This window comes from Diaphorobacter limosus (genome assembly GCF_033100095.1).
GTDB lineage: Bacteria > Pseudomonadota > Gammaproteobacteria > Burkholderiales > Burkholderiaceae_C > Alicycliphilus > Alicycliphilus limosus.
The window spans coordinates 3,684,508-3,705,497 of sequence record NZ_CP136921.1; the positions used below are offsets into that span (position 1 = coordinate 3,684,508).

Sequence of the window (20,990 nt, forward strand, 5' to 3'; positions counted from 1 at the left end):
CTTGCGTCAGCGCCCGCGCAAAAACAGCCCGTCCAGCTCTTTCATGGTCAGCTGGCGCCAGGTGGGGCGGCCGTGGTTGCACTGGTCGGAACGCTCGGTGACCTCCATCTGGCGCAGCAGGGCGTTCATCTCGTCCAGCGTCAGGCGGCGGTTGGCGCGCACGGCGCCGTGGCAGGCCATGGTGGCCAGGATCTCATTGCGTGCACGCTGGATCACGGTGCTGGCGTCATGCTGGCCCAGCTCGGCGAGCACGCTGCGCGCCAGCTCCGCGGCGTTGCCCTGGGCCAGCTGGGTGGGCACGGCGCGCACGGCCAGGGTGCGCGGTGAAAACGGTACCACCTCCAGGCCCAGCAGGCCCAGCGTGTCGGCATGGGCCTCGGCCGTGACCACCTCCTCGGGGGTGGCGGCGAAGGTAGCGGGGATGAGCAGTGGCTGGCTGGCGATGCGCGCGCCCTGATCGACCTGGGACTTGAGGCGCTCGTAGACGATGCGCTCATGCGCTGCGTGCATGTCCACCAGCACCAGGCCCTGGGCGCTTTCGGCCAGGATGTAGATGCCGTGCAGCTGCGCCAGGGCGCGACCCAGGGGCCAGGTGTTGGCTGCGTCGGCAGGGGTTTCGACCGCAGTTGGCAGGGGCATGGCGGCAGCAGGCGAGGTTGCGCCGGCGGGCTCCATGGTGGGCCCGGGGGGCGCAGGCTGCGCCGCCGGCGTGCCCCATAGCGCCTGCAGGTCGGAGACCTTATGGCCCATGCGCTCATCAAATTTAATAGCTGTTTGCGCTTGCCAGTTGGGCGCTACAGGCCTATTTTGTTCAAAATCACCTGGGGGTGCCACAGCGGGCGTCGCACTGGCAGCGGCCAATGCCTGGGCGCGCGGGGCGGCCAGGGCGTTCTCCACGGCGTGGCGCACGGCCTGGTGCACCTCGCGGCTGTCGCGAAAGCGCACTTCTATTTTTGTTGGGTGCACATTCACGTCCACCCGCTGCGGGTCGATCTGCACGTAGAGCGCATACACCGGCTGCTTCTGGCCGTGCAGCAGATCCTCGTAGGCCGTGCGCGCGGCGTGCGTGAGCACCTTGTCGCGCACGAAGCGGCCGTTGACATAGCAGAACTGCTGGTCGGCGCGCGAGCGCGCGGCGTCCGGCAGGCCGGCGCGGCCGGTGACGGTGACGGCACCCAGGCGCAGTTGCACGGGCACGGAGTTGCGCAGAAAGTCGTCACCCAGTACATCGCCCAGGCGCTGGCGCAGGGCGGCATCGGCGTCCACGTCGGGGGCGGCGCTGGCGCGCCACTGCTCGACCAGCCGGCCCTCGTGCCAGATGGCAAAGCCCACGTCCGGCCGCGCCAGCGCGTGGCGGCGCACGGCCTCCACGCAGTGGGCCAGCTCGGTGGTGTCGCTCTTCAAGAATTTGCGCCGCGCGGGGGTGGAGAAGAACAGCTCCTTGACCTCCACCGTGGTGCCGGTGCCGCGCGCCGCGGGGCGTAGCTCGCCGCTGCGCGCGTCGAGTGCGAAGGCGCTGGCCTGCTGCGCGGTGCGCGACAGCAGCGCCATCTCGGACACCGAGGCAATGGCCGCCAGGGCCTCGCCACGAAAGCCCATGGTGGCGACCGATTCCAGGTCGTGCAGATTGGTGATCTTGCTGGTGGCGTGGCGGCGCAGGGCCACCGGCAGCTCATCCCGCGGAATGCCGCAGCCATCGTCCTCGACGGCGATCAGGCGCACGCCGCCCGCGGCCAGGCGTACCGTGATCTGGCGCGCGCCGGCGTCCAGCGCGTTGTCCACCAGCTCGCGCACGGCGGAGGCCGGGCGCTCCACCACCTCGCCTGCGGCAATCTGGCTGATCAGCTCATCGGGCAGGTCGCGTATCGGGCGGCGGGGGGACGGGGTGGCAGGGTCGGAGGGCTGGGCGGTCACGCGGCGATTGTAGGGGGCCGGTCTGGCCCGCCGGGTGCCAGGGTGATCAGTGGCGATGGCCGCGGCGGCCACGGCCGCGGTCGTTGTTCTTGCCGACTTCGTTGCCAATCAGCGCGCCTGCGGCGGCACCGCCGACGGTGCCCAGGGTGGAGCCAAACACCGCATTGCCGACCAGGCCACCGGCGACGGCGCCCACTCCGGTGCCGATCTGGGCATTGCTGGGGTGGTGGGCGCAGCCGGCCAGCGCCAGGGCGCCCACCAGTGCGGTGGCGACGGTCAGGGCGCGGACGGTGTGGGTACGACGGAAGATCATGAAACGCATTCCTTGGTGGATGATTCCATTTCTAAATCACCCGTGTCGTTGTTGCTTCGCCTTGTCGTGCTACAGCACTGCCTGCGGCTTCGCGCCTAGACACGAATGATTTGGAAACGGAATGGGTGGAACAAATGATGTGCTGCCACTGTGGCGGCAGGGTGTGAAGTGTGTATGGCTATCTGGTTGCCGATTGCGAGCAACTGTGTCCACTTGCCATGTTTGTGTCGCACACCGTACGGACATGGCGCGCCCGGGTACATTACGCGCCGTCAATTCGAAGGGCTTGCTACGTGGACATCATTGCGTTTCTGATCGATTTCATCCTGCATGTGGACAAGCATCTGGAGGCCTTCGTCGCCAGTTACGGCGCCTGGGTGTATGCGCTGCTGTTTCTCATCGTGTTCGTCGAGACGGGCGTGGTGGTCATGCCATTCCTGCCCGGCGATTCGCTGCTGTTCATCGTCGGTGCCCTGAGTGGCGCGGGGCTGCTCAACTTTCCGCTGGCCTGCACGCTGCTCGTCGTTGCGGCGATCCTGGGCGATCAATGCAATTACAGCATCGGGCGTTATCTTGGCCCCAAGGTGTTCCAGTGGGAGGGTTCGCGCTGGTTCAACAAGAAGGCCTTCGACCAGGCCCATGCGTTTTACGAGCGCTATGGCGGCATCACCATCGTGCTGGCGCGCTTCATGCCGTTCATCCGCACCTTTGCGCCCTTCGTGGCCGGGGTGGCGGCCATGGGGCGGGCCAAGTTCACGGCCTACAACGTGGCCGGGGCGCTGATCTGGGTGCTGGGCATTGCCACGGCCGGTTACTTCTTCGGCAACCTGCCCTGGGTGCGCCAGCATCTGGAGAAGATCATCTGGGGCCTGATCCTGGTGCCGGGGCTGATCGCCATCTTTGGTGCCTGGCGCGCGGGGCGTCAACAGCCGGCTTAAGCGATCACTACCCGCTCGACCAGCCGGTCGTCGCCCAGCACGATCAGGGCGAACAGTAGCTCCTCCAGGCTTTGCGCGCGCTCGGTCTTGCGCGCCAGCAGCGGCGTGGCCTGGGGGTTGAGTACCACGAAGTCGGCCTCGGTGCCGGCCCGCAGCGTCCCTATCACGCCCTCCAGCCCCAGCGCGCGCGCGGCGCCGCCGGTGTGCTGCCACCATAGCTGCGAAGGTTTCAGGCTCAAGCCCGGCTTGGTCTGGCCTTCGCGGCCCACGTAGTAGGCCGCCAGCATGGTGTGAAACGGGCTGAAGCTGGTGCCCCCGCCCACGTCGCTGGCCAGGCCGTGCAGCATGCCCAGTCGATCGGCGCCGATGAAGTTGAAGAAGCCGCTGCCCAGGAACAGGTTGCTCGTTGGGCTGACGGCGGCGGCGGTGCCCGTTTCGTGCATCAGCTGGCGGTCAGCGTCGTCCAGATAAATGCAATGCGCGTACACCGCGCGGCGGCGCAACAGGCCGAAGCCGGCGTACACGTCCAGGTAGGAGCGCGCCTGCGGGTAGAGCTCGCGCACCCAGCGCACCTCGTCCCGGTTCTCGGCCACATGCGACTGTATCCAGGTGTCGGGGTGACGGCGCGCCAGCTCGGCCGCACCGTGCATCTGTGCGTCGGAGCACGACGGCGCAAAGCGTGGCGTGATGGCGTAGCCCAGGCGGCCCTGGCCATGCCAGCGCTGAATCAGCGCCTCGGTGTCGATCAGGCTTTGCTCGGTGGCATCGCGTACGCCGTCGGGGCTGTGCCTGTCCTGCAGCACCTTGCCGCCGATCATGCGCAGGCCGCGCCGCTGTGCCTGGCCGAAGAAAGCGTCCACCGAGGCCGGGTGCGAGGTGGCAAATGTCAGCGCCGTGGTCACGCCATTGCGCTGCAGTTCGTCAAAGAAAAAGCCAGCCACCTCGGCCGCATGCTCCGGGTCGGCAAAGCGCGACTCGGCCGGGAAGGTGTAGTGCTCCAGCCAGGGCAGCAGGCCGTCGGCGGGCGCGCCGATGACATCCAGCTGCGGGTAGTGCACATGCATGTCGATGAAGCCGGGGGCGATGAGGCGCCCGGGCCAGTGCGTGAGCGGAACCTGGGCATGGCGCTCGCGCAGCGCGCCAAAGGGGCCGGCATCGAGCACGCGCCGCACGCCCTGGGCGTCGGTGGCAGTGACCAGCAGGCCGTCGTCGTCATACAGCGGCTGGCCGTCGGCGTCAAAGCGCAGCAACTGCGCGCGAAAGGCGTGGGGGCTCATGGTGTCAATGTCCGCCGATGTAGAAGAACTTGAACAGGAACACGGCGGCGATGATCCACACCATGAAGTGCACCTCGCGCACGCGCCCAGTGAACAGCTTGGCCGCGGCGTAGGTGATGAAGCCGAAGGCCAGGCCGTTGGCGATGGAGTAGGTGAAGGGCATCAGCAGCGCGGTGACGGCGGCGGGCACGACCTCGGTGGAGTCGTCCCAGTTCAGCTCGGTGAGCTCGCGCAGCATCAGGCAGGCGACGAAGAACAGCGCCGGCGCCGTGGCGTAGGCCGGCACCACGCCGGCCAGCGGGGCGATGAACAAACAGGCCAGGAACAGCGCGGCCACGGTGAGCGCCGTCATGCCGGTGCGCCCGCCGGCCTGCACGCCGGCAGCGCTCTCCACATAGGCCGTGGTGCTGGATGTGCCCAGCAGCGAGCCGGCGAAGATGGCGCCGCTGTCGGCCAGCAGCGACTTGTTCAGGCGCTCCATCTTGCCCGGCACCAGCAGGCCGGCGCGCTTGGCCACGCCCATCAGCGTGCCGGTGGCATCGAACAGCTCGACCAGGAAGAACACCAGCACCACGTTGAGCAGGCCCTTGGTGACGGCGGTGTGGATGTCCAGTTGCAGGAAGGTGGGGGCGATCGATGGCGGCGCCGAAAAGATGCCACGGAACTGGTTGCCGCCAAAGAAGAACGAGGCCACGGTGACGCCGACGATGCCGATCAGGATGGCGCCCGGCACGCGCGCCTTGTCCAGCGCCACGATGGCCAGAAAACCCAGCACCGCCAGGATCACAGGGGCCGAGTGCAGGTCGCCCAGCGTCACCAGCGTGGCCTTGTCGCCGACGACGATACCGGCGCTCTTGAGCGCGATCAGTGCCAGGAACAGACCGATGCCCACGGTGATGGCGCTGCGCAGCGACTGCGGTATGCCGTCGATGATGTGCCTGCGTATGCCGAACAGCGTCACGACCAGGAACAAACAGCCGGAGATGAACACCGCCCCCAGCGCCGCCTGCCAGGTAAAGCCCATGTGCAGCACCACGGCGTAGGCAAAGTAGGCGTTCAGCCCCATGCCCGGCGCCATGGCGATGGGGTAGTTGGCGTACAGCCCCATGATGGCCGAGCCCAAGGCCGCTATCAGGCAGGTAGCGACGAACACCGCGTCCTTGGGCATGCCGGCATCGCCCAGGATGGAGGGGTTGACGAAGATGATGTAGGCCATCGTCAGAAAGGTGGTGATGCCGGCGATCACCTCGGTGCGCGGCGTGGTGCCATGCTCGCGCAGCTTGAACAGCCGCTCCAACAAGCCCGTGGCCGCGGCTTGTGGTGGCGTGGTCGGCATGCCTGTCAGGTCCTTGGCATTCATGGCGTATGTCTCCTTGTGGTGTTGTGCTCAGGAAAGCGGTGAGAGCGGCGTTGTGGGCTACAGCTGCAGGCCGGCAATGGCGTCGCGCGTGCGCTCGCGCAGCCAGCGTGCGGCGCTGGAATGCTGGCTGCGCGCATGCCACAGCTGGTAGTACTGCAGTGGCGCCAGGGCCACGGGGCAGGGCAGGATCACCAGGGGCAGGCGGCTGGCCACGCGCTCGCAATAGCGGCGCCCCGTGGTCAGCACCAGCTGGGTGCCGGCGACCATGTCCGGTATCAGGCTGAAGTAGGCGCTGCGCACGGCGATATGGCGCTTGAGCCCCAGGCCGTCGAGCATCTGGTCGATGATGCCGCGCGCGCCCGGGTGCGTGGGCATGGGGGCAATGTGCTCGGCGGCCAGCCAGGCGGCCTCGTCCCAGCCACGGCGCACGGCCGGGTGGTGGCGGCTGACCAGGGACACCACCTCGTCCTCGAACAGCCGTGCCAGGTGCAGCTCGTCCGGGGGCTGCAGCCAGTTGCCTATGACCAGGTCGATCTCGCCCAGGGCCAGCTGGGCACGGTAGTCGGCCTCGCGCGTCAGCGCATGGATCTCCACCCTGGCCAGCGGTGCCTGGCGCTTGATGTCGGCCACCAGGCGCGGCAGGAACAGTGGATCCAGGTAGTCGCTGGCGGCAATATGAAAGGTCTGGCAGCTGGTGCGGGGGTCAAAGCTGCGCGCCTCGGTGAACAGGGTTTCGGCCGTGCGCAGCACGTTGGCGGCGGGCTCCAGCATGCGCTGGCCGGCCTCGGTGGGCACCATGTGGGCGCCGTTCCTGACCAGCAGCGGATCGCCCGAGAGCTCGCGCAGGCGCTTGAGCGCCGTGGATACCGCCGGCTGGTGCATGCCCAGACGCAGCGCCGCGCGCGAGACGCTGCGCTCGGTCAGCACGGTGTGCAGCACGCGTATCAGGTGCAGGTCTATGCGGTCGAACAGGTGCTGATCGCCGGCACCGGCGGGCGCGGTGGGGGGTGTTGAGGGCGGCATGGCGTGGGATTTCAGCCGGCCTGCACGGCGCCAATGGCGCGCAGGATCGCCTCGCTGGTGGCTGGAGCCTGCAGCGGTGGCAGAGCCTGGTGCCCGCCGGCAGCGGCCACCGCGTCGCGGATGGCAAAGAACACCGAGAACGGCAGCAACAGCGGCGGCTCACCCACGGCCTTGCTGCGGTGGATCGAGTCCATCGCATTGGCGCCCTCGAACAGCTGCACATGAAACTCCGGCGGGCAGTCGTTGGCCGTGGGAATCTTGTAGGTGCTGGGCGCGTGCGTCATCAAGAGGCCGGTTTGCGGATGCCAGACCAGCTCTTCCGTGGTCAGCCAGCCCATGCCCTGGATGAAGGCGCCCTCGACCTGGCCTATGTCCACGGCCGGGTTGAGCGAGCGCCCCACGTCGTGCAGCACGTCGGCGCGCAAGAGCTTCCATTCGCCGGTCAGTGTGTCCACCACCACCTCGCTGACGGCGGCGCCGTAGGCGAAGTAGTAGAACGGGTTGCCCTGCATTTTTTCGCGGTCCCAGGAGAGGCCGGGCGTGGCGTAGAAGCCGTCGGACCACAGCTGCACGCGGTCCAGGTAGGCCTCGCCGACCAGGGTTTCAAAACTGATCGTCTTGCCGGCCACCGTGACCTGGCCGTTGGCAAAGCGCACGTCCTCGGCCGCGCCGCCGTGGCGGGCGGCGGCGCAGGCGGCCAGGCGCTCGCGGATCTGGCGCGCCGCGTCCTGAGCCGCCTTGCCGTTCAAATCGGTGCCGGTGGACGCCGCCGTGGCCGAGGTGTTGGCCACCTTGCTGGTGTCGGTGGCGGTGGCGCGCACGCGGGCAAAGTCCACGCCCAGCTCGTGCGCCACGACCTGCGCCACCTTGGTGTTCAGGCCCTGGCCCATCTCGGTGCCGCCGTGGTTGACCAGGATGGAGCCATCGGTATACACATGGACCAGCGCGCCGGCCTGGTTGAAATGCTTGACGTTGAAGCTGATGCCGAACTTCACCGGCGTCAGCGCCAGGCCGCGCTTGAGCACCGGGCTGGTGGCGTTGAATGCGGCAATGGCGGCGCGGCGTGCCTGGTAGCTGCTGCGCTCTTCCAGCTGGTCGACCAGTTCGTGGATGACGTTGTCGCGCACCGGCTGCAGATAGGGGGTGATGTTGTGCGTGGCGGTGCCGTAAAAGTTGGCGCGGCGCACGGCCAGCGGGTCTTGCTGCAGCTGGCGTGCGATGCTGTCGAGGATGTACTCGATGGCAATCGCGCCCTGGGGCCCGCCAAAGCCGCGAAACGCGGTATTGCTCTGCGTGTTGGTCTTGCCGCAAAAGCCGTGCATGGCGACCTCGGGCAGCCAGTAGGCATTGTCGAAGTGGCACAGCGCGCGCGTCATCACCGGCGCCGACAGGTCGGCCGAATGCCCGGCGCGCGACACCATGGTGACGGCCGCGCCCAGGATGCGCCCGGCGTCGTCATAGCCCACGTCGTACTCGTACCAGAAGCAGTGGCGCCGGCCGGTGATCATGAAATCGTCGTCGCGGTCCAGGCGCAGCTTGACCGGGCGCTGCAGCTGCTGCGCGGCCACGCTGGCCATGCAGGCGAACAGCGCCGACTGCGACTCCTTGCCGCCAAAGCCGCCGCCCATGCGCCGGCATTCGACCAGCACGGCGTGCGCCGCCACGCCCAGTGCGTGCGCCACCAGGTGCTGCATCTCGCTGGGGTGCTGGGTCGAGCAGTGCACATGCATGCCGCCGGCCTCTTTGGGAATGGCGTAACTGATCTGGCCTTCCAGATAGAACTGCTCTTGCCCGCCCACGTCCAGTTGGCCCTGCAGGCGGTGCGGCGCGGCCTGGATGCGCGCTTGTATGCCGGCCTCATCCAGGCCGCTGCTGCTGCGCACCAGATGCATGGGCGGCACCACGTACTGGCTCTTGGCGTGGGCGTCCTGCGGCGTCAGCACCGGCGTGGCGGCCTCGGCCTGAATCAGCTTTTTGGCCAGGGCGGCGGCGCGGCGCGCCTGCTCGCGCGACTCGGCCACCACGGCAAACACCGGCTGGCCCAGGTAGCGGATGTCGCCGTCGCACAGGATGGGGTCGTCGTGCACGATCGAGCCCCAGTCGTTGCTGCCGGGAATGTCGGCCGCGGTGAACACCCGCACCACGCCGGGCTGGGCTGCGAGCAGCGCCAGGTCGATGGACAGCAGGCGCCCGGCGGCCACCGGCGCCAGACCCAGCGCGCAGTGCAGGGTGCCGGCCAGCTCGGGAATGTCGTCGGTATAGGTGGCGCTGCCGGTGACGTGCAGCTGCGCCGATTCATGCGCCTGGCTGATGCCCACGCGGGCGCCGGCGGCGTGGGCGCGGGCCTCGGCGGCGGAGTCCAGGCGCAGGCCGTGGTTGTCTTGATAGGGGGCAAAGGCCACCGGGCGGGCCAGCAGCTGGCTGGAGATGGGCTGGTTCATGGCGTTTCTCCTTACGCTGCGGCGTGTGGCATGACGCTGAACACGCTGGTGGCGTCGCTGCCCAGCGGGTTGGTGGCGCGCGTCTCCAGCCACAGGCGCTGGATCAGGTTTTGCGCCACCTGCAGGCGGTAGGCGCTGCTGGCGCGCATGTCGCTCAGGGGAGCGAAGTCGCGCGCCAGCGCGGCCTGGGCGGCGCGCACCGCGGCCTCGTCCCAGCGCTGGCCAAGCAGCGCGGCTTCGGCCTGGGCGGCGCGGCGCACCGTGGCGGCCATGCCGCCGTAGGCCAGGCGCACGCTGGCCACGGTGTCGCCGTCCAGCTCCATGGCCATGCCGGCGCACAGCGCCGAGATGTCGCAGTCAAAACGTTTGCTGATCTTGTAGCCGCGAATCTGGCGCGCAAAGGCCGCCAGCGGCACGGTGATGGCCTGCACGAACTCGCCCTCTTGCAGCGCGTTTTTCATGTAGTCCAGGTAGAAATCGGTCAGCGCCAGGCGGCGCACGGCGGCGCCGCGGCGCAGCTCCACGGCCGCGTCCAGCGCCATCAGAATCGGTGGTGCGTCGCCAATCGGCGAGCCGTTGGCGACGTTGCCGCCCATGGTGCCGGCGTGGCGGATCGGCGTGGAGGCGAAGCGCAGCCAGCAGTCAGTCAGCGTTGGCGCGCGCGCGGCTAGGGCGCGCCAGGCATCTTCGAGCGAGGCGCCGGCGCCTATCCACAGTTGGTCGCCGCGTTCCTCGACGGTGCGCAGCTCGGCCACCTGGCCCACATAGATCAGGTCGCCGACATCGCGAAACTGTTTGTTGACCCACAGGCCGATGTCGGTCGAGCCGGCCAGCAGCCGCGCCTGGGGCAGCGCCAGGCGCAGCGCGGCCAGGTCGTCCAGCGTGCGCGGGGCGTGGAAGCGGTCGCTGCGCGCCGGGCTAGCGGCCGGGTTGGGCGCGCTGTAGGCAAGCGCCGGCGCCTTGGCCAGCTCTTGCAGGGCGGCCGTCACGGCGGCGCGGTCAAGGCGCGCATCGGGCAGGTCGAACATGCGCTCGCCCGCGTCCAGGATGGGGCGGTAGCCGGTACAGCGGCACAGATTGCCCGACAGCGCGTCGGCCAGCTGCTGGCGCGTGGGCCGCGTGCCGGCGCTTTGGTGCGACTCGTAGCTGTTCCACAGCGTCATGGCGATGCCCGGCGTGCAAAAACCGCATTGCGAGCCGTGGCAGTCCACCAGCGCCTGCTGCACCGGGTGCAGCTGGGGCTGGGTGCCGCTGCCGCAAGCGCCGCCGCAGCAGCTGGCGCCGGCCGGTGCCAGCTGGCTCAGGTCTTCCACGGTGAACAGCGCCTTGCCGTCGAGCGTGGGCAGAAACTGGATGCAGGCGTTGACGCTGGCCAGCTGCAGCTGGCCGGCGGCGTCCAGCTCGCCCACGACCACGGTGCAGGCGCCGCAGTCGCCCTCGTTGCAGCCTTCCTTGGTGCCGGTGTGGCGTGCATCCTCGCGCAGCCAGTCGAGTACCGAGCGCGTGCTCTGTACGCCGCTGACGCTGACGATCTCACCCCGGTGATAGAAGCGGATGGCGCGGCTGTGGTCTGAGGGTGTGGCGTATGTCATGGGCAGTCCAAAGGGCAAGCGGGCAGGGCAATGCCGTCGTTGCGCCAATGGTGCACCCACGCGGGGCACTTGCGCATTCAGGCCCCCTGATACTCGATATGCGATGGGCTTTATAACGCCTGGGTTAACCCTGGTGGGCGCGCAGCGCCTTGCGCGCCGCATGGCGGCGGGCCTGGCGCCGCTACACGGTGCGGCTGCGTGCCAGCGGCGGGTTCTTGGCGAAGTAGCGCACGATGCCGCGCATCAGCGCGTCGGCCAGCTGCTCCTGGTAGGCGGCCGAGCGCAGCTTGGCTTCTTCCTCGGGGTTGCTGATGAAGGCGGTCTCGACCAGCACGCTGGGAATGTCGGGTGCCTTCAGCACCGCAAAACCGGCCTGCTCGACGCGCGGCTTGTGCAGCCGGGCCATGCCGCCAATCTCGCCCAGCAGCACGCTGCCGAGCTTCAGGCTGTCGTTGATCTGCGCCGTGGTGCTCATGTCCAGCAGGGCGCGCTGCACATGGCGGTCCTGGCTGCCCACGTTCACGCCGCCTATCAGGTCGGCCTCGTTCTCCTTGCTGGCCAGCCAGCGCGCGGCCGAGCTCGATGCCCCGCCCTGGCTCAGGGCGAATACGCTGGCGCCGCGCGCGGACGGAGTGGTGAAGGCGTCGGCATGGATGGAGACAAACAGGTCGGCCTGCACGCGCCGGGCCTTCTCTACGCGCGTGCCCAGGGGTACGAAAAAATCGCCGTCGCGCGTGAGAAAGGCGCGCATCGGGTTGCCGCCCACCTGGGTGGCGTTGATGCGGTCACGCAGCTGGCGCGCGACCTTCAGCACCACGTCTTTCTCGCGTGTGCCGCCGGGGCCTATGGCTCCCGGGTCTTCGCCGCCATGGCCGGGGTCGAGCGCGACGATGATCAGCCGGTCGGTGCTGCGCGCAGGAGTGCGGACGGCCGGCGCGCGGGCCTTGGGTGGTGGCGCGGCAGGGGCGGGCGCCTCGGGCCTCTGGCTTTGCTGGGCAATCAGATCACCCAGCGGATCCGGGGCGGAGGCCGGCAATGGTGCTGCCGTGGCGCTGTTGGCGTCGCGCAGGCGCTCGGCAATCAGTGCCTCCAGCGGGTCGGGGGCCTCGGCGGGGTAGAGGTCGAACACCAGCCGGTGCTGGTAGGCGGCCACCGGCGCGAGCGTGAACACCTGCGGCCTGGCGGCCTGTTTCAGGTCCACCACCAGGCGCACCACGCCGGGGGTGTTTTGGCCCACGCGTATGCCGGCGATGTTGGGGTCGTCGGGCTGCACCTTGGCCACCAGCTCGCGCAGCGACGGATCGAGATCCAGGCCTTCGATATCCACCGCCAGGCGCGGCGGCGTGGACACGAAAAACTGCTTGGCGACGAGGGCGCGGTCGGACTCTATGGTCACGCGCGAATAGTCGGCCGCGGGCCACACGCGCACTGCCACGATGCTGGCGCCGCGCGCGATCTGCTGCGCGCCCAGCAGCAGCACCAGGCTGCCGGCCTGCAGCAGGCGGCGGCGGCTGTGGTGCGGTCGGGGGAGGCGCTCGTCGCTCATGGGGTATTCAGTCCTTGCAGTACGGCGCTGCCTTGGGGCGTGTGGGCCTGCAGCGTGACATGCCGGGCGTGATCATCCTCCGCTTCAATGTAAATAGCAATATCCGCAACTGGGATAAGCCCTGATGCGTTGTTGGGCCACTCTGCAAGCTTCAGGCCCGGGCTGGCGAAAAGGTCGCGAAAACCGGCATCCTCCCACTCGCGTGGATCGTTGAAGCGGTAGAAGTCGAAATGCCAGATGGCCAGGCCCGGCGCCTGGTGCGGCTCGACCACGGCATAGGTCGGGCTCTTGATGCGCCCGGCCACGCCGAGCGCGCGCAGCAGGTGGCGCACCAGCGTGGTCTTGCCCGCGCCCAGATCGCCATGCAGGGCGATGAAGGCGTTGGCGATGCCGGGCTGCGCCGCCAGGCGCGCGGCAAAGCGGGCGGCGTCGTCCTCGCCCTGCCAGTGCAGCGACAGCGGGGGCGGCATTTCTACAATCGGGCGATGATGGTCAGCAGCAGTCAACTCGTTCCTCAAATTCGGGGCTGGGCGCGCGAGCTCGGATTTTCCCAAATCGGCGTGGCCGGCGTGGACTTGTCCGCCGCCGAGCCTGGATTGATGCAATGGCTGGCCGAAGGTTTCCACGGCGAGATGCATTACATGGCCGCGCACGGCCTCAGGCGCGCGCGCCCGGCCGAGCTGGTGCCGGGCACGGTGAGCGTGATCACGGCGCGCATGGACTATTTGCCGCGCGCCACGCCGCCGGGCTGGCAGGCCGTGGAGTTTGATCGCCTGACGCGCCCGCGGGAGGCCATCGTCTCCGTCTACGCCCGGGGGCGCGACTACCACAAGGTGCTGCGCGCGCGCCTGCAAAAGCTCAGCGAGCGCATCGCAGGCGCCGTGGGCCCGTTCGGCCACCGCGTGTTCACCGATTCCGCCCCGGTGCTGGAGGCCGAGCTGGCGCGCCGCAGCGGCCAGGGCTGGCGCGGCAAGCACACGCTGGTGCTGAGCCGCGAGGCGGGCTCGATGTTCTTCCTGGGCGAGATCTACCTGGACATGGCGCTTGCGCCCACGCAGCCCGTCACCGCCCACTGCGGCAGCTGCCAGGCCTGCATGGACGTGTGCCCCACGCAGGCCATCGTCGCCCCGCACCGCGTGGACGCGCGCCGCTGCATCTCCTACCTGACCATAGAGCATGCCGGGGCTATACCCCTGGAGCTGCGCCCGCTGATGGGCAACCGCATCTACGGCTGCGACGACTGCCAGCTGATCTGCCCCTGGAATAAGTTCGCCCACACCAGCAGCCTGCCCGACTTCGACGCGCGCGCGCCCCTGGTCGGCCAGCAGCTGGTGCAGCTGTTCGCCTGGGACGAGGCCACCTTTTTGCGCCAGACCGAGGGCGGGCCGATACGCCGCATAGGCCACGAGCGCTGGCTGCGCAACATCGCCGTGGCGCTGGGCAACGCGCTGCGCGCCACGGGCGACGAGCGGCTGCGCGCCGCCTTGCTCACCCGGGCCGACGACGCCAGCGCGCTGGTGCGCGAGCATGTGGCCTGGGCTCTTTTAGAAGAAAAACGGCCGTAGCGCCTGCTGGTAAAGCGCAAATAGCTATAAAAATAATAGTATCAGCGCAATAGCCCGAGTCCGAACGGCAGGCTCAGCACGCCCAGGGCGGTGGACAGCGTGACCAGCCCCGCCACGTAGGCGCCGTTGTAGCCCATGCGTGCCGTGAGCACGTAGCAGCTGGAGGCCGTGGACACGGCGCAAAACACCATCAGCGCCTGGGCCTGTGTGGCATCCAGCCCCAGCAGCAGCACCCATGCCCAGGCGATCAGCGGCAGCGCCACATGGCGGATGGAAAGCACCGACGCGCTGAGCAGCTTGCCGCGCCGGAGCAGGCCGAACTGCATGCCGGCGCCGGCGGCCATCAGCCCCAGGGCCAGCGACGCGGCGCCGATGCGGCCCACCGCAGGCTCCAGCCAGCCGGGGATGCGCAGGCCCAGCGCATTCGCCACCAGGCCGGTGGCCGTGGCGATGATCAAGGGGTTGCGCAGCAGCTCGCCCCAGAAGCCGCGCTGGCCACCGCGCGCCATGGGCCACACCGCCGCCACGTTCACCAGCGGCACGCACACGCCAATCAGCACCGCCACCATCAGCAGACCCTGGGCGCCGGCCAGGCGCTCGGCCAGGGCCAGCACCAGGTAGGAGTTGAAGCGAAACGCCACCTGGGCCGCAGCCGCGTGGTCGCGCCGGTCGATGCGCCGGCCCAGCCAGGGCAGGTGCGGCAGGCTGTAGGCCAGGGCCACGCCACACAGCAGGGTGCCCACGCCGGCGACGACCAGGCCCGTGGCCTCGCCCACGTCGATGGGGCTTTTGACGATGGACTGGAACAGCAGCACCGGAAACAGCAGGTAGTACACCAGGCTTTCCACGGGCTGCCAGACTGTGCGGTTCAGCGGTGTGTAGCGGCAGACCAGATAGCCGCACAGGATCAGCGAGAAGTCGGGGATGAGCAGCTGCGCGTAGTTCACGGCGCGCAGCATAGCGCGGTGCAACCGGGGTAATTACCAGGGCGCTCGCGGCCAGGAGCGTCGGTAGCATCGCGGCCTACAATTTGTTTCTTTCATTGGACGTATTGGACAAGGAGCGTTTGCATGCAACGTCGTAACTACCTGGCCCTGGTTCTGCTCGCAACCGCGGGCACCGCCTTTGCCCAGGCCTATCCCGCCAAGCCCATCAAGCTGCTGGTGCCGTTCGCGCCCGGTGGTACCACCGACATCATTGCCCGCGCCATCGCCGACCCGCTGGGCAAGGTCCTGGGCCAGCCGGTGGTGGTGGACAACCGCGGCGGCGGCGGCGGCATCATCGGTGCGCAGGAGACCGCGCGCGCCGCGCCCGATGGCTACAACCTGGGCATCGCCACGGTGTCCACCACGGCCACCGCCCCGGCGATCAACCCCAAGGTGCCGTACAACGCGCTGACGGACTTCACGCCCGTCATCAACGTGGCGGCCACGCCCAACGTGATTGCCGTGAACCCGAAGTTTCCGGCCAAGGATTACCAGAGCTTTGTTGCCGAGCTGAAGAAGAACCCGGGCAGGTATTCCTACGCCTCGTCGGGCACCGGCACCATTCAGCATCTGCTGATGGAGCTGTACAAGAACCTGTCGGGCACCTTCATGACGCATATCCCCTACCGGGGTGCGGGCCCGGCCCTGAACGACGTGGTGGCCAACCAGGTCAGCATGAACCTGGACAACCTGCCGTCCTCGCTGCCCTTCATCAAGGATGGCCGCCTGGTGCCCATCGTCGTCGCCGCGCCCCAGCGCCTGGCCGTGCTGCCCAACGTGCCCACCTTCAAGGAGGTGGGCCTGGAGCCGGTGAACCGCCTGGCGTTCTACGGCATCGTCGGCCCCAAGGGCATGCCCAAGGAGGTGGTGGACAAGATCAATGCCGGCGTGAAGAAGGTGCTGGAGGATCCGGTGGTGAAGAAGCGCATCGAGGACACGGGTTCCTTCATCGTCGCCAACACGCCCGAGCAGTTTGCCGAGCAGATCAAGGCCGAGAATGCCGTGTACAAGGAAGTGGTGCAAAAGCAGAAGCTGACGCTGGAATAGGCCACGGGCTTCAACACACCGCCCGCCGCCCACGGGCGTTTTTCATCATGCTGCCGGATAGTCAGACCGCCATTGACTTGTTTCTAGATGCCCTGTGGCTGGAGGACGGCCTGGCGCGCAACACCCTGGCTGCCTACCGGCGCGACCTGACGCTGTATGCCCAGTGGCTGGCGCAGCAACAGCCGCCGCTGGTGCTGGACGCCACGGCCGAGCACCACCTGCAGGGCTACTTTGCCGCGCGCCACGCACAGACGCGCGCCACCACCGCCAACCGGCGCCTGACGGTGCTGCGGCGCTACTTTCACTGGGCGCTGCGCGAGCGGCGCATCACGCAAGACCCCACGGTGCGCCTGCTGGCTGCGCGCCAGCCGCTGCGCGTGCCCGGGACGCTGACCCAGGCGCAGGTGGAGGCGCTGCTGCATGCGCCCGACCCGTCCACGCCGCTGGGCCTGCGCGACCGCGCCATGCTGGAGCTGATGTATGCCAGCGGCCTGCGTGTCTCCGAGCTGGTCACGCTCAAGACCTTTCACCTGGGCCTGGCCGAGGGCGTGCTGCGCATCATGGGCAAGGGCGGCAAGGAGCGGCTGGTGCCGTTTGGCGACGAGGCGCGGCGCTGGCTGGAACGCTACCTGCTTGAGGCGCGCGGCGTCATCCTGGGCGGGCAGCAGACGGACGATCTGTTCGTCACCCAACGCGGCAGCGCCATGTCGCGCGTGATGTTCTGGATCATCGTGAAGAAATGTGCGCAGCTGGCCGGCATCACCGCGCCGCTGTCGCCGCACACGCTGCGCCACGCCTTCGCCACCCATCTGTTGAACCACGGCGCCGACCTGCGCGTGGTGCAGCTGCTGCTGGGCCATGCCGATATCTCCACCACCACCATCTACACCCATGTGGCGCGCGAGCGGCTCAAGCAGCTGCATGCGCAGCACCATCCACGGGGGTAGCAGCTGCGGCTTCAGGCCTCTGTAGCCAGGCTTTCGGCCCAGGCCAGGGCCTGCAGGTGGGCCCAGTTGACCTGGCGGTTGGACAGGTGCAGCGCCTCGGCGCAGCGGGCAAAGGCCGCGTCGTCGCCGCTTTCGCAGGCCTTGGTGAGTTCCAAAAAGGGCGCGAACACGCCCTGGTTGTGCAGCAGGGCCTGTTGCACCGAGTCGGGCAGGGCCACGCTTTCGAGCGCGCGCTCCATGGGCATGTTCAGCATGCTGTCGAGCATGGAGAACACGCCGACCACGAAGGCGTTGTCGCATTCTTCCTTGGGCAGCAGCTCGGCCGCCAGCAGCTCCATGAGGCGGCCGCGCACCACCGCGGTCTGGCCTACGGCCGGTGCCGTGCCATCCTTGCGCGAGGTGGTGAGCAGCAGCGCCGCCCAGCGAAACAGCTTCTTCAGCCCCAGGATCATCACCGCGTGGCGGAACGAGGTGATCTCGCACGACAGCCCAAAGCCCGAGGAGTTGATGAAGCGCAGCAGGTTGAACGACAGCGTGGGGTCTTTCTTCAGCAGATCCTCGATTTCGTCCGTACTCGCCTGCTGGCGCACCAGGTTGATGAGCTGGATGATGGTGGCCTGCGAGGGCCTGATGGTCTGCGCCTTGACCATGGCCGGGCGCGCAAACCAGTAGCCCTGGAACAGCTTCACGCCCAGGGCGGCCATGCGCTCGTGCTGCTCGGCCGTCTCGACCTTTTCGGCGATCAGCGTGGCCTGGGCGTTGGCGCGCACATATTTCACCAGCGGTTCGATCAGTTCGGGCTTGATGGCCAGCATGTTCAGCTTGATGAAGTTCGCCAGCGGCAGCCAGCTGCCATAGGCGCGGCGCAGCACGTCCTGGCTGAAGGCCAGGCGAAAGCCGCGCGTGCGCAGCGCCTGCAGCGTGGGCAGCAGCTGTTCTATCTGCTCCGGCGTGGCGTTGGCGGCCAGTGTCGGCACCTCCAGCACCACCTTCTCGGGGTGGACCAGCTCCAGGTGGCCGCCGGCCAGGCTCTCGTGCGTGCAGTTGATGAAGACGATCTTCTTGCTGCCCAGCGCCTCGGATCCGGCATAGCACAGGGCGTTGAACAGCAGCGCCGCATCGCTGGCCGCGGTATGGCTGTGGGCAGCCGTGCTGCGGTCAAAGAGCTCATAGCCGAAGACGGCGCGGTTTTCATCCAGGATGGCCTGGCGGGCGATGACGACCTGGTTGTCGGCGTCTTCAGCGCCGGGCTCGGCTGCGGTCATGGGATTGGTGGGGCTGGACATGGGTGGTGATTGAATTCTTTGAAAGGGCTATGAGATGGTCAGGCCTGGGTGATGGCATCGGCCCAGGCCAGGGCCTGCAGGTGGGCCCAGTTGATCTGCTGGCTGGTCAGTGGCAGCGCCTGCGCGGCCTGGTCGAAGCTGTCGTCGTCGCCGCTTTCGCAGGCTTCGACCAGGTTGAGCAGCCGGCCGTGCACATTGCTGCGCTCGAGCAGCGCCGTCGATAGTTCATCGGGCAGGTTCAGCAGGCCGACGGCGCTGGCCTGCGGCATGCCCAGCATCTGATCCAGCATGGAGAAGACGCCGATCACGAAGGCCTGGTCGGCCTCCTCGGGCGACATGAATTCGTTCGCCAGCAGCTCCATGAGGCGGCCGCGCACCACGGCCGTCTGGCCCGTTGCCGGCGGCGAGCCGGCGCTGCGTGCGGCCGTCAGCAGCAGCGCCGCCCAGCGGAACAGCTTCTTCAGGCCCAGCAGCAGCACCGCCTGGCGGATGGAGGTGATCTCGCGCGTCAGCCCCAGGCTGGCGGAGTTGATCAGGCGCATCAGGTTGAAGGCCAGGCCGGCGTCCTTCTTCAGGACTTCCTCGATGGCATCGGTGCTCGCCTGGCCGCGCAGCAGGTTCAGCAACTGCACGATGCTGGCCTGCCCGGGGCTGAGGAGCCTGGTCTGCACCACCGTGGGGCGCGCAAACAGATAGCCCTGGAACAGCTGCACGCCCAGCGCCGACACCATGTCGAACTGCTGCGCGGTTTCCACCTTCTCGGCGATCAGCCGGGCCTGCGACTGCCGGCCGGCGTACTTCACCAGCACCGCCAGCTGCTCGGGGGGCAGCAGGCTGATGTCGAGCTTGATGAAGTCGGCCAGCGGCAGCCAGGGGGCGTAGGCGGACTCCAGCACCTGGTGGTTGAACGCGAGGTGAAAGCCCCGTTCGCGCAGCGCCGCCAGAATCGGCAGCCGGGCCTGCACCTCCTCCATCGCGGCGTGGCCCAGCGGGGGGATCTCCAGGACCACCTTGTCCGGGTTCACCAACTCCAGGTGGCCGCCGCTCAGGCTCTCATGCGTGCAGTTGACGAAGAGCAGCATCTTGCCGATCAGCTCCTCGGTGCCGGCATGCGACAGCGCCGTGAACACCAGCAGCACATCGCTGGCGGCCGTGTGCTCGACCTGAGAGCGTGAGCGGTTGAACAGTTCGTAACCGACGACGCTCTGCTGGCCGTCCACGATCGCCTGGCGCGCAATCATGGCGCCCACGCCGCCACCCGGCGCTGGGGTGGCGGGGCTGGAGGAGGTTGGGGCGGTGGCGGTGTTGGACATGGCAGGAAGGGCTAGAGCATCCCTCATTGTAGGTAATTGGCCCATTTCGGCTGAAGTAAGTTGTTGCTCAGCCTTGCTGCAGCCAGAGCAGCTCGGCCTCGGTGAAGCCGGCGGCGCGGCGTGCGGCCGAGTTCAAGGGGGGCTTGGGGCGCGGCGCCTCGTGGCGCGCAACCAGCTCGGCGTAATGCGCCACCGGGTCCAGCCCCTGGCGCGCGCACAACCAGCCATACCAATGGTTGCCTATGGCCACATGGCCCACTTCCTCGGCAAGGATGATGTCCAGTATGGCCACGGCCGCCAGCGCGTCGCTGGTGCCCACGCTGCGCAGCTTGTGCTGGATCAGCGGCGTGGCGTCCAGGCCGCGCGCCTCCAGTGTGCGCGGCACCAGGGCCATGCGCGCGGTGATGTCGTGCGCCGTCTTCTCGCACATGCTCCACAGGCCCTGGTGCGCGGAGAAGTCGCCATAGTCGTGGCCCAGATGCTGGCGCAGGTGGTCACGCAGCAGGCGAAAGTGCTTCGCCTCCTCGGCCGCCACGCGCAGCCAGTCCAGGTAGAACTGCTCGGGCATGCCGGGAAAGCGCCAGATGGCGTCCAGCGCCAGGTTGATGGCGTTGAACTCGATGTGCGCGATGGCATGGATCAGCACCGCGCGGCCCTCGGCCGTGGCGGGTGAGCGGCGCGCCACGGCGGTGTGGTGGCGCAGCTCGGGGCGCTCCGGCCGGCCGGGCAGGGCCTGCGCCTCGGGCGCCTTGATGACGGCATCTGTAGCTATTAAAAATGTAGCTGCTTGCGCTTGCATATCAAGCGCTGCGGCCGATTTTTGTTCAGGATCTGTGAGGCATAAGACCTGCAGGGCGTGTTGACGAAGCTCCATCCCTACAATTGTAGGTTTTGAACCACGGAGGCAGGCAGCCATGGCGATCTATGAACTCGACGGCGTCGCGCCGCAGGTGGCGGCATCGGCCTGGGTGGCCGACAGCGCGCAGGTGATAGGCGATGTGGTGCTGGGCGAGGGCGCCAGCGTCTGGTTCGGCACTGTGGTACGCGGCGACGCCGACCGCATCACCATAGGCGCCGGCAGCAACGTGCAGGACGCCAGCGTGCTGCATGCCGACATCGGCGTGCCGCTGGTGATAGGCAGCAATGTGACGGTGGGCCACCAGGTCATGCTGCATGGCTGCACGATTGGCGACGAGTCGCTGATCGGCATTGGCGCCGTGGTGCTCAACGGCGCGCGCATCGGCAGGAACTGTCTGGTGGGCGCGGGCTCGCTGGTGACCGAGGGAAAGGAGTTTCCCGACGGCTCCATGATCCTGGGCAGTCCGGCGCGCGTCGTGCGCCAGCTCTCGCCCGAGCAGATCGAGGGGCTGCGCACCAGTGCGCGGCACTATATGGAAAACGCGCGCCGCTTCAAAGCGGGCCTGCGCCAACTGGATTGATGC

The 20,990-nt window shown here is 68.3% G+C and carries 18 protein-coding genes; 5 read left to right on the forward strand and 13 right to left on the reverse strand.

Features of this window, described 5'->3' with window-relative positions; genetic code table 11:
* Positions 1 to 6 precede the first annotated feature (6 nt).
* The gene (mutL, locus tag P4826_RS17700) at positions 7 to 1,914 is read right to left on the reverse strand and encodes a DNA mismatch repair endonuclease MutL (RefSeq protein WP_317701664.1); all 1,908 of its coding nucleotides are present in this window, start codon (positions 1,912 to 1,914) and stop codon (positions 7 to 9) included.
* A gap of 46 nt (positions 1,915 to 1,960) precedes the next feature.
* The gene (locus P4826_RS17705) at positions 1,961 to 2,227 is read right to left on the reverse strand and encodes a glycine zipper 2TM domain-containing protein (protein ID WP_317701665.1); all 267 of its coding nucleotides are present in this window, start codon (positions 2,225 to 2,227) and stop codon (positions 1,961 to 1,963) included.
* Between the two features lie 293 nt (positions 2,228 to 2,520).
* On the opposite strand from P4826_RS17705, the gene P4826_RS17710 reads away from it, so the two are divergent.
* The gene (locus tag P4826_RS17710; protein ID WP_317701666.1) at positions 2,521 to 3,165 is read left to right on the forward strand and encodes a DedA family protein; all 645 of its coding nucleotides are present in this window, start codon (positions 2,521 to 2,523) and stop codon (positions 3,163 to 3,165) included.
* Here P4826_RS17710 and guaD read toward each other — a convergent pair.
* The 7 genes from guaD to tsaE all read right to left on the reverse strand — a co-directional run bounded on the left by guaD (position 3,162) and on the right by tsaE (position 12,910).
* Complete coding sequence (gene guaD / locus P4826_RS17715; RefSeq protein WP_317701667.1) at positions 3,162 to 4,442, reverse strand: guanine deaminase; 1,281 nt, start codon at positions 4,440 to 4,442, stop codon at positions 3,162 to 3,164. The genes P4826_RS17710 and guaD overlap by 4 nt on opposite strands.
* A gap of 4 nt (positions 4,443 to 4,446) precedes the next feature.
* On the reverse strand, positions 4,447 to 5,778 hold the full coding sequence (locus P4826_RS17720; RefSeq protein WP_317703791.1) for an NCS2 family permease: 1,332 nt from the start codon (positions 5,776 to 5,778) through the stop codon (positions 4,447 to 4,449).
* Positions 5,779 to 5,859: 81 nt separating this feature from the next.
* Positions 5,860 to 6,825: a LysR family transcriptional regulator gene (locus tag P4826_RS17725; RefSeq protein WP_317701668.1), complete on the reverse strand. Its 966-nt coding sequence runs from the start codon at positions 6,823 to 6,825 to the stop codon at positions 5,860 to 5,862.
* Between the two features lie 11 nt (positions 6,826 to 6,836).
* Positions 6,837 to 9,266: a xanthine dehydrogenase molybdopterin binding subunit gene (gene xdhB, locus P4826_RS17730; protein ID WP_317701669.1), complete on the reverse strand. Its 2,430-nt coding sequence runs from the start codon at positions 9,264 to 9,266 to the stop codon at positions 6,837 to 6,839.
* Positions 9,267 to 9,277: 11 nt separating this feature from the next.
* The gene (xdhA, locus tag P4826_RS17735) at positions 9,278 to 10,858 is read right to left on the reverse strand and encodes a xanthine dehydrogenase small subunit (RefSeq protein WP_317701670.1); all 1,581 of its coding nucleotides are present in this window, start codon (positions 10,856 to 10,858) and stop codon (positions 9,278 to 9,280) included.
* A gap of 181 nt (positions 10,859 to 11,039) precedes the next feature.
* Entirely contained in the window at positions 11,040 to 12,404 is a 1,365-nt protein-coding gene (locus P4826_RS17740) for an N-acetylmuramoyl-L-alanine amidase (RefSeq protein ID WP_317701671.1), read from the reverse strand.
* Positions 12,401 to 12,910 carry a tRNA (adenosine(37)-N6)-threonylcarbamoyltransferase complex ATPase subunit type 1 TsaE gene (gene tsaE / locus P4826_RS17745; protein ID WP_425605185.1) on the reverse strand — a complete coding sequence of 170 codons (510 nt, stop codon included), beginning with the start codon at positions 12,908 to 12,910 and terminating at the stop codon, positions 12,401 to 12,403. The genes P4826_RS17740 and tsaE overlap by 4 nt, the downstream gene beginning before the upstream one ends.
* On the opposite strand from tsaE, the gene queG reads away from it, so the two are divergent.
* On the forward strand, positions 12,893 to 13,969 hold the full coding sequence (gene queG, locus P4826_RS17750) for a tRNA epoxyqueuosine(34) reductase QueG (protein ID WP_317703792.1): 1,077 nt from the start codon (positions 12,893 to 12,895) through the stop codon (positions 13,967 to 13,969). The genes tsaE and queG overlap by 18 nt on opposite strands.
* Positions 13,970 to 14,010: 41 nt before the next feature.
* On the opposite strand, the gene P4826_RS17755 is transcribed toward queG, so the two are convergent.
* On the reverse strand, positions 14,011 to 14,928 hold the full coding sequence (locus P4826_RS17755) for an AEC family transporter (protein ID WP_317701673.1): 918 nt from the start codon (positions 14,926 to 14,928) through the stop codon (positions 14,011 to 14,013).
* Positions 14,929 to 15,039: 111 nt separating this feature from the next.
* Between P4826_RS17755 and P4826_RS17760 the strand changes: the two genes are divergently transcribed.
* Both P4826_RS17760 and xerD read left to right on the forward strand, forming a co-directional pair.
* Positions 15,040 to 16,002 carry a tripartite tricarboxylate transporter substrate binding protein BugE gene (locus P4826_RS17760; RefSeq protein WP_317701674.1) on the forward strand — a complete coding sequence of 321 codons (963 nt, stop codon included), beginning with the start codon at positions 15,040 to 15,042 and terminating at the stop codon, positions 16,000 to 16,002.
* 47 nt (positions 16,003 to 16,049) lie between these two features.
* The gene (gene xerD / locus P4826_RS17765; RefSeq protein ID WP_317701675.1) at positions 16,050 to 16,949 is read left to right on the forward strand and encodes a site-specific tyrosine recombinase XerD; all 900 of its coding nucleotides are present in this window, start codon (positions 16,050 to 16,052) and stop codon (positions 16,947 to 16,949) included.
* A gap of 11 nt (positions 16,950 to 16,960) precedes the next feature.
* Here xerD and P4826_RS17770 read toward each other — a convergent pair whose 3' ends face one another.
* From P4826_RS17770 to P4826_RS17780, 3 genes are all read right to left on the reverse strand, one after another.
* Positions 16,961 to 18,235 (reverse strand): EAL and HDOD domain-containing protein, encoded by a 1,275-nt coding sequence (locus tag P4826_RS17770; protein WP_425605186.1) that lies wholly within the window; start codon positions 18,233 to 18,235, stop codon positions 16,961 to 16,963.
* A gap of 38 nt (positions 18,236 to 18,273) precedes the next feature.
* The gene (locus tag P4826_RS17775; RefSeq protein ID WP_317701676.1) at positions 18,274 to 19,548 is read right to left on the reverse strand and encodes an EAL and HDOD domain-containing protein; all 1,275 of its coding nucleotides are present in this window, start codon (positions 19,546 to 19,548) and stop codon (positions 18,274 to 18,276) included.
* A 67-nt stretch (positions 19,549 to 19,615) separates the two neighbouring features.
* On the reverse strand, positions 19,616 to 20,422 hold the full coding sequence (locus P4826_RS17780) for a ferritin-like domain-containing protein (protein WP_317701677.1): 807 nt from the start codon (positions 20,420 to 20,422) through the stop codon (positions 19,616 to 19,618).
* Between the two features lie 40 nt (positions 20,423 to 20,462).
* Between P4826_RS17780 and P4826_RS17785 the strand changes: the two genes are divergently transcribed.
* The gene (locus P4826_RS17785; RefSeq protein WP_317701678.1) at positions 20,463 to 20,987 is read left to right on the forward strand and encodes a gamma carbonic anhydrase family protein; all 525 of its coding nucleotides are present in this window, start codon (positions 20,463 to 20,465) and stop codon (positions 20,985 to 20,987) included.
* Positions 20,988 to 20,990: the final 3 nt, after the last annotated feature.

What these genes read in the sequence shown, in the direction of transcription:
- P4826_RS17770 (WP_425605186.1), bottom strand. Translation starts at nt 18,235, where the DNA reads ATGTCCAGCCCCACCAATCCCATGACCGCAGCCGAGCCCGGCGCTGAA.
- xdhB (WP_317701669.1), bottom strand. Translation starts at nt 9,266, where the DNA reads ATGAACCAGCCCATCTCCAGCCAGCTGCTGGCCCGCCCGGTGGCCTTT.
- P4826_RS17725 (WP_317701668.1), bottom strand. Translation starts at nt 6,825, where the DNA reads ATGCCGCCCTCAACACCCCCCACCGCGCCCGCCGGTGCCGGCGATCAG.
- P4826_RS17775 (WP_317701676.1), bottom strand. Translation starts at nt 19,548, where the DNA reads ATGTCCAACACCGCCACCGCCCCAACCTCCTCCAGCCCCGCCACCCCA.
- P4826_RS17760 (WP_317701674.1), top strand. Translation starts at nt 15,040, where the DNA reads ATGCAACGTCGTAACTACCTGGCCCTGGTTCTGCTCGCAACCGCGGGC.
- P4826_RS17780 (WP_317701677.1), bottom strand. Translation starts at nt 20,422, where the DNA reads ATGGAGCTTCGTCAACACGCCCTGCAGGTCTTATGCCTCACAGATCCT.
- xerD (WP_317701675.1), top strand. Translation starts at nt 16,050, where the DNA reads ATGCTGCCGGATAGTCAGACCGCCATTGACTTGTTTCTAGATGCCCTG.
- P4826_RS17785 (WP_317701678.1), top strand. Translation starts at nt 20,463, where the DNA reads ATGGCGATCTATGAACTCGACGGCGTCGCGCCGCAGGTGGCGGCATCG.
- guaD (WP_317701667.1), bottom strand. Translation starts at nt 4,442, where the DNA reads ATGAGCCCCCACGCCTTTCGCGCGCAGTTGCTGCGCTTTGACGCCGAC.
- P4826_RS17705 (WP_317701665.1), bottom strand. Translation starts at nt 2,227, where the DNA reads ATGATCTTCCGTCGTACCCACACCGTCCGCGCCCTGACCGTCGCCACC.
- P4826_RS17755 (WP_317701673.1), bottom strand. Translation starts at nt 14,928, where the DNA reads ATGCTGCGCGCCGTGAACTACGCGCAGCTGCTCATCCCCGACTTCTCG.
- xdhA (WP_317701670.1), bottom strand. Translation starts at nt 10,858, where the DNA reads ATGACATACGCCACACCCTCAGACCACAGCCGCGCCATCCGCTTCTAT.
- P4826_RS17720 (WP_317703791.1), bottom strand. Translation starts at nt 5,778, where the DNA reads ATGCCGACCACGCCACCACAAGCCGCGGCCACGGGCTTGTTGGAGCGG.
- queG (WP_317703792.1), top strand. Translation starts at nt 12,893, where the DNA reads ATGGTCAGCAGCAGTCAACTCGTTCCTCAAATTCGGGGCTGGGCGCGC.
- P4826_RS17740 (WP_317701671.1), bottom strand. Translation starts at nt 12,404, where the DNA reads ATGAGCGACGAGCGCCTCCCCCGACCGCACCACAGCCGCCGCCGCCTG.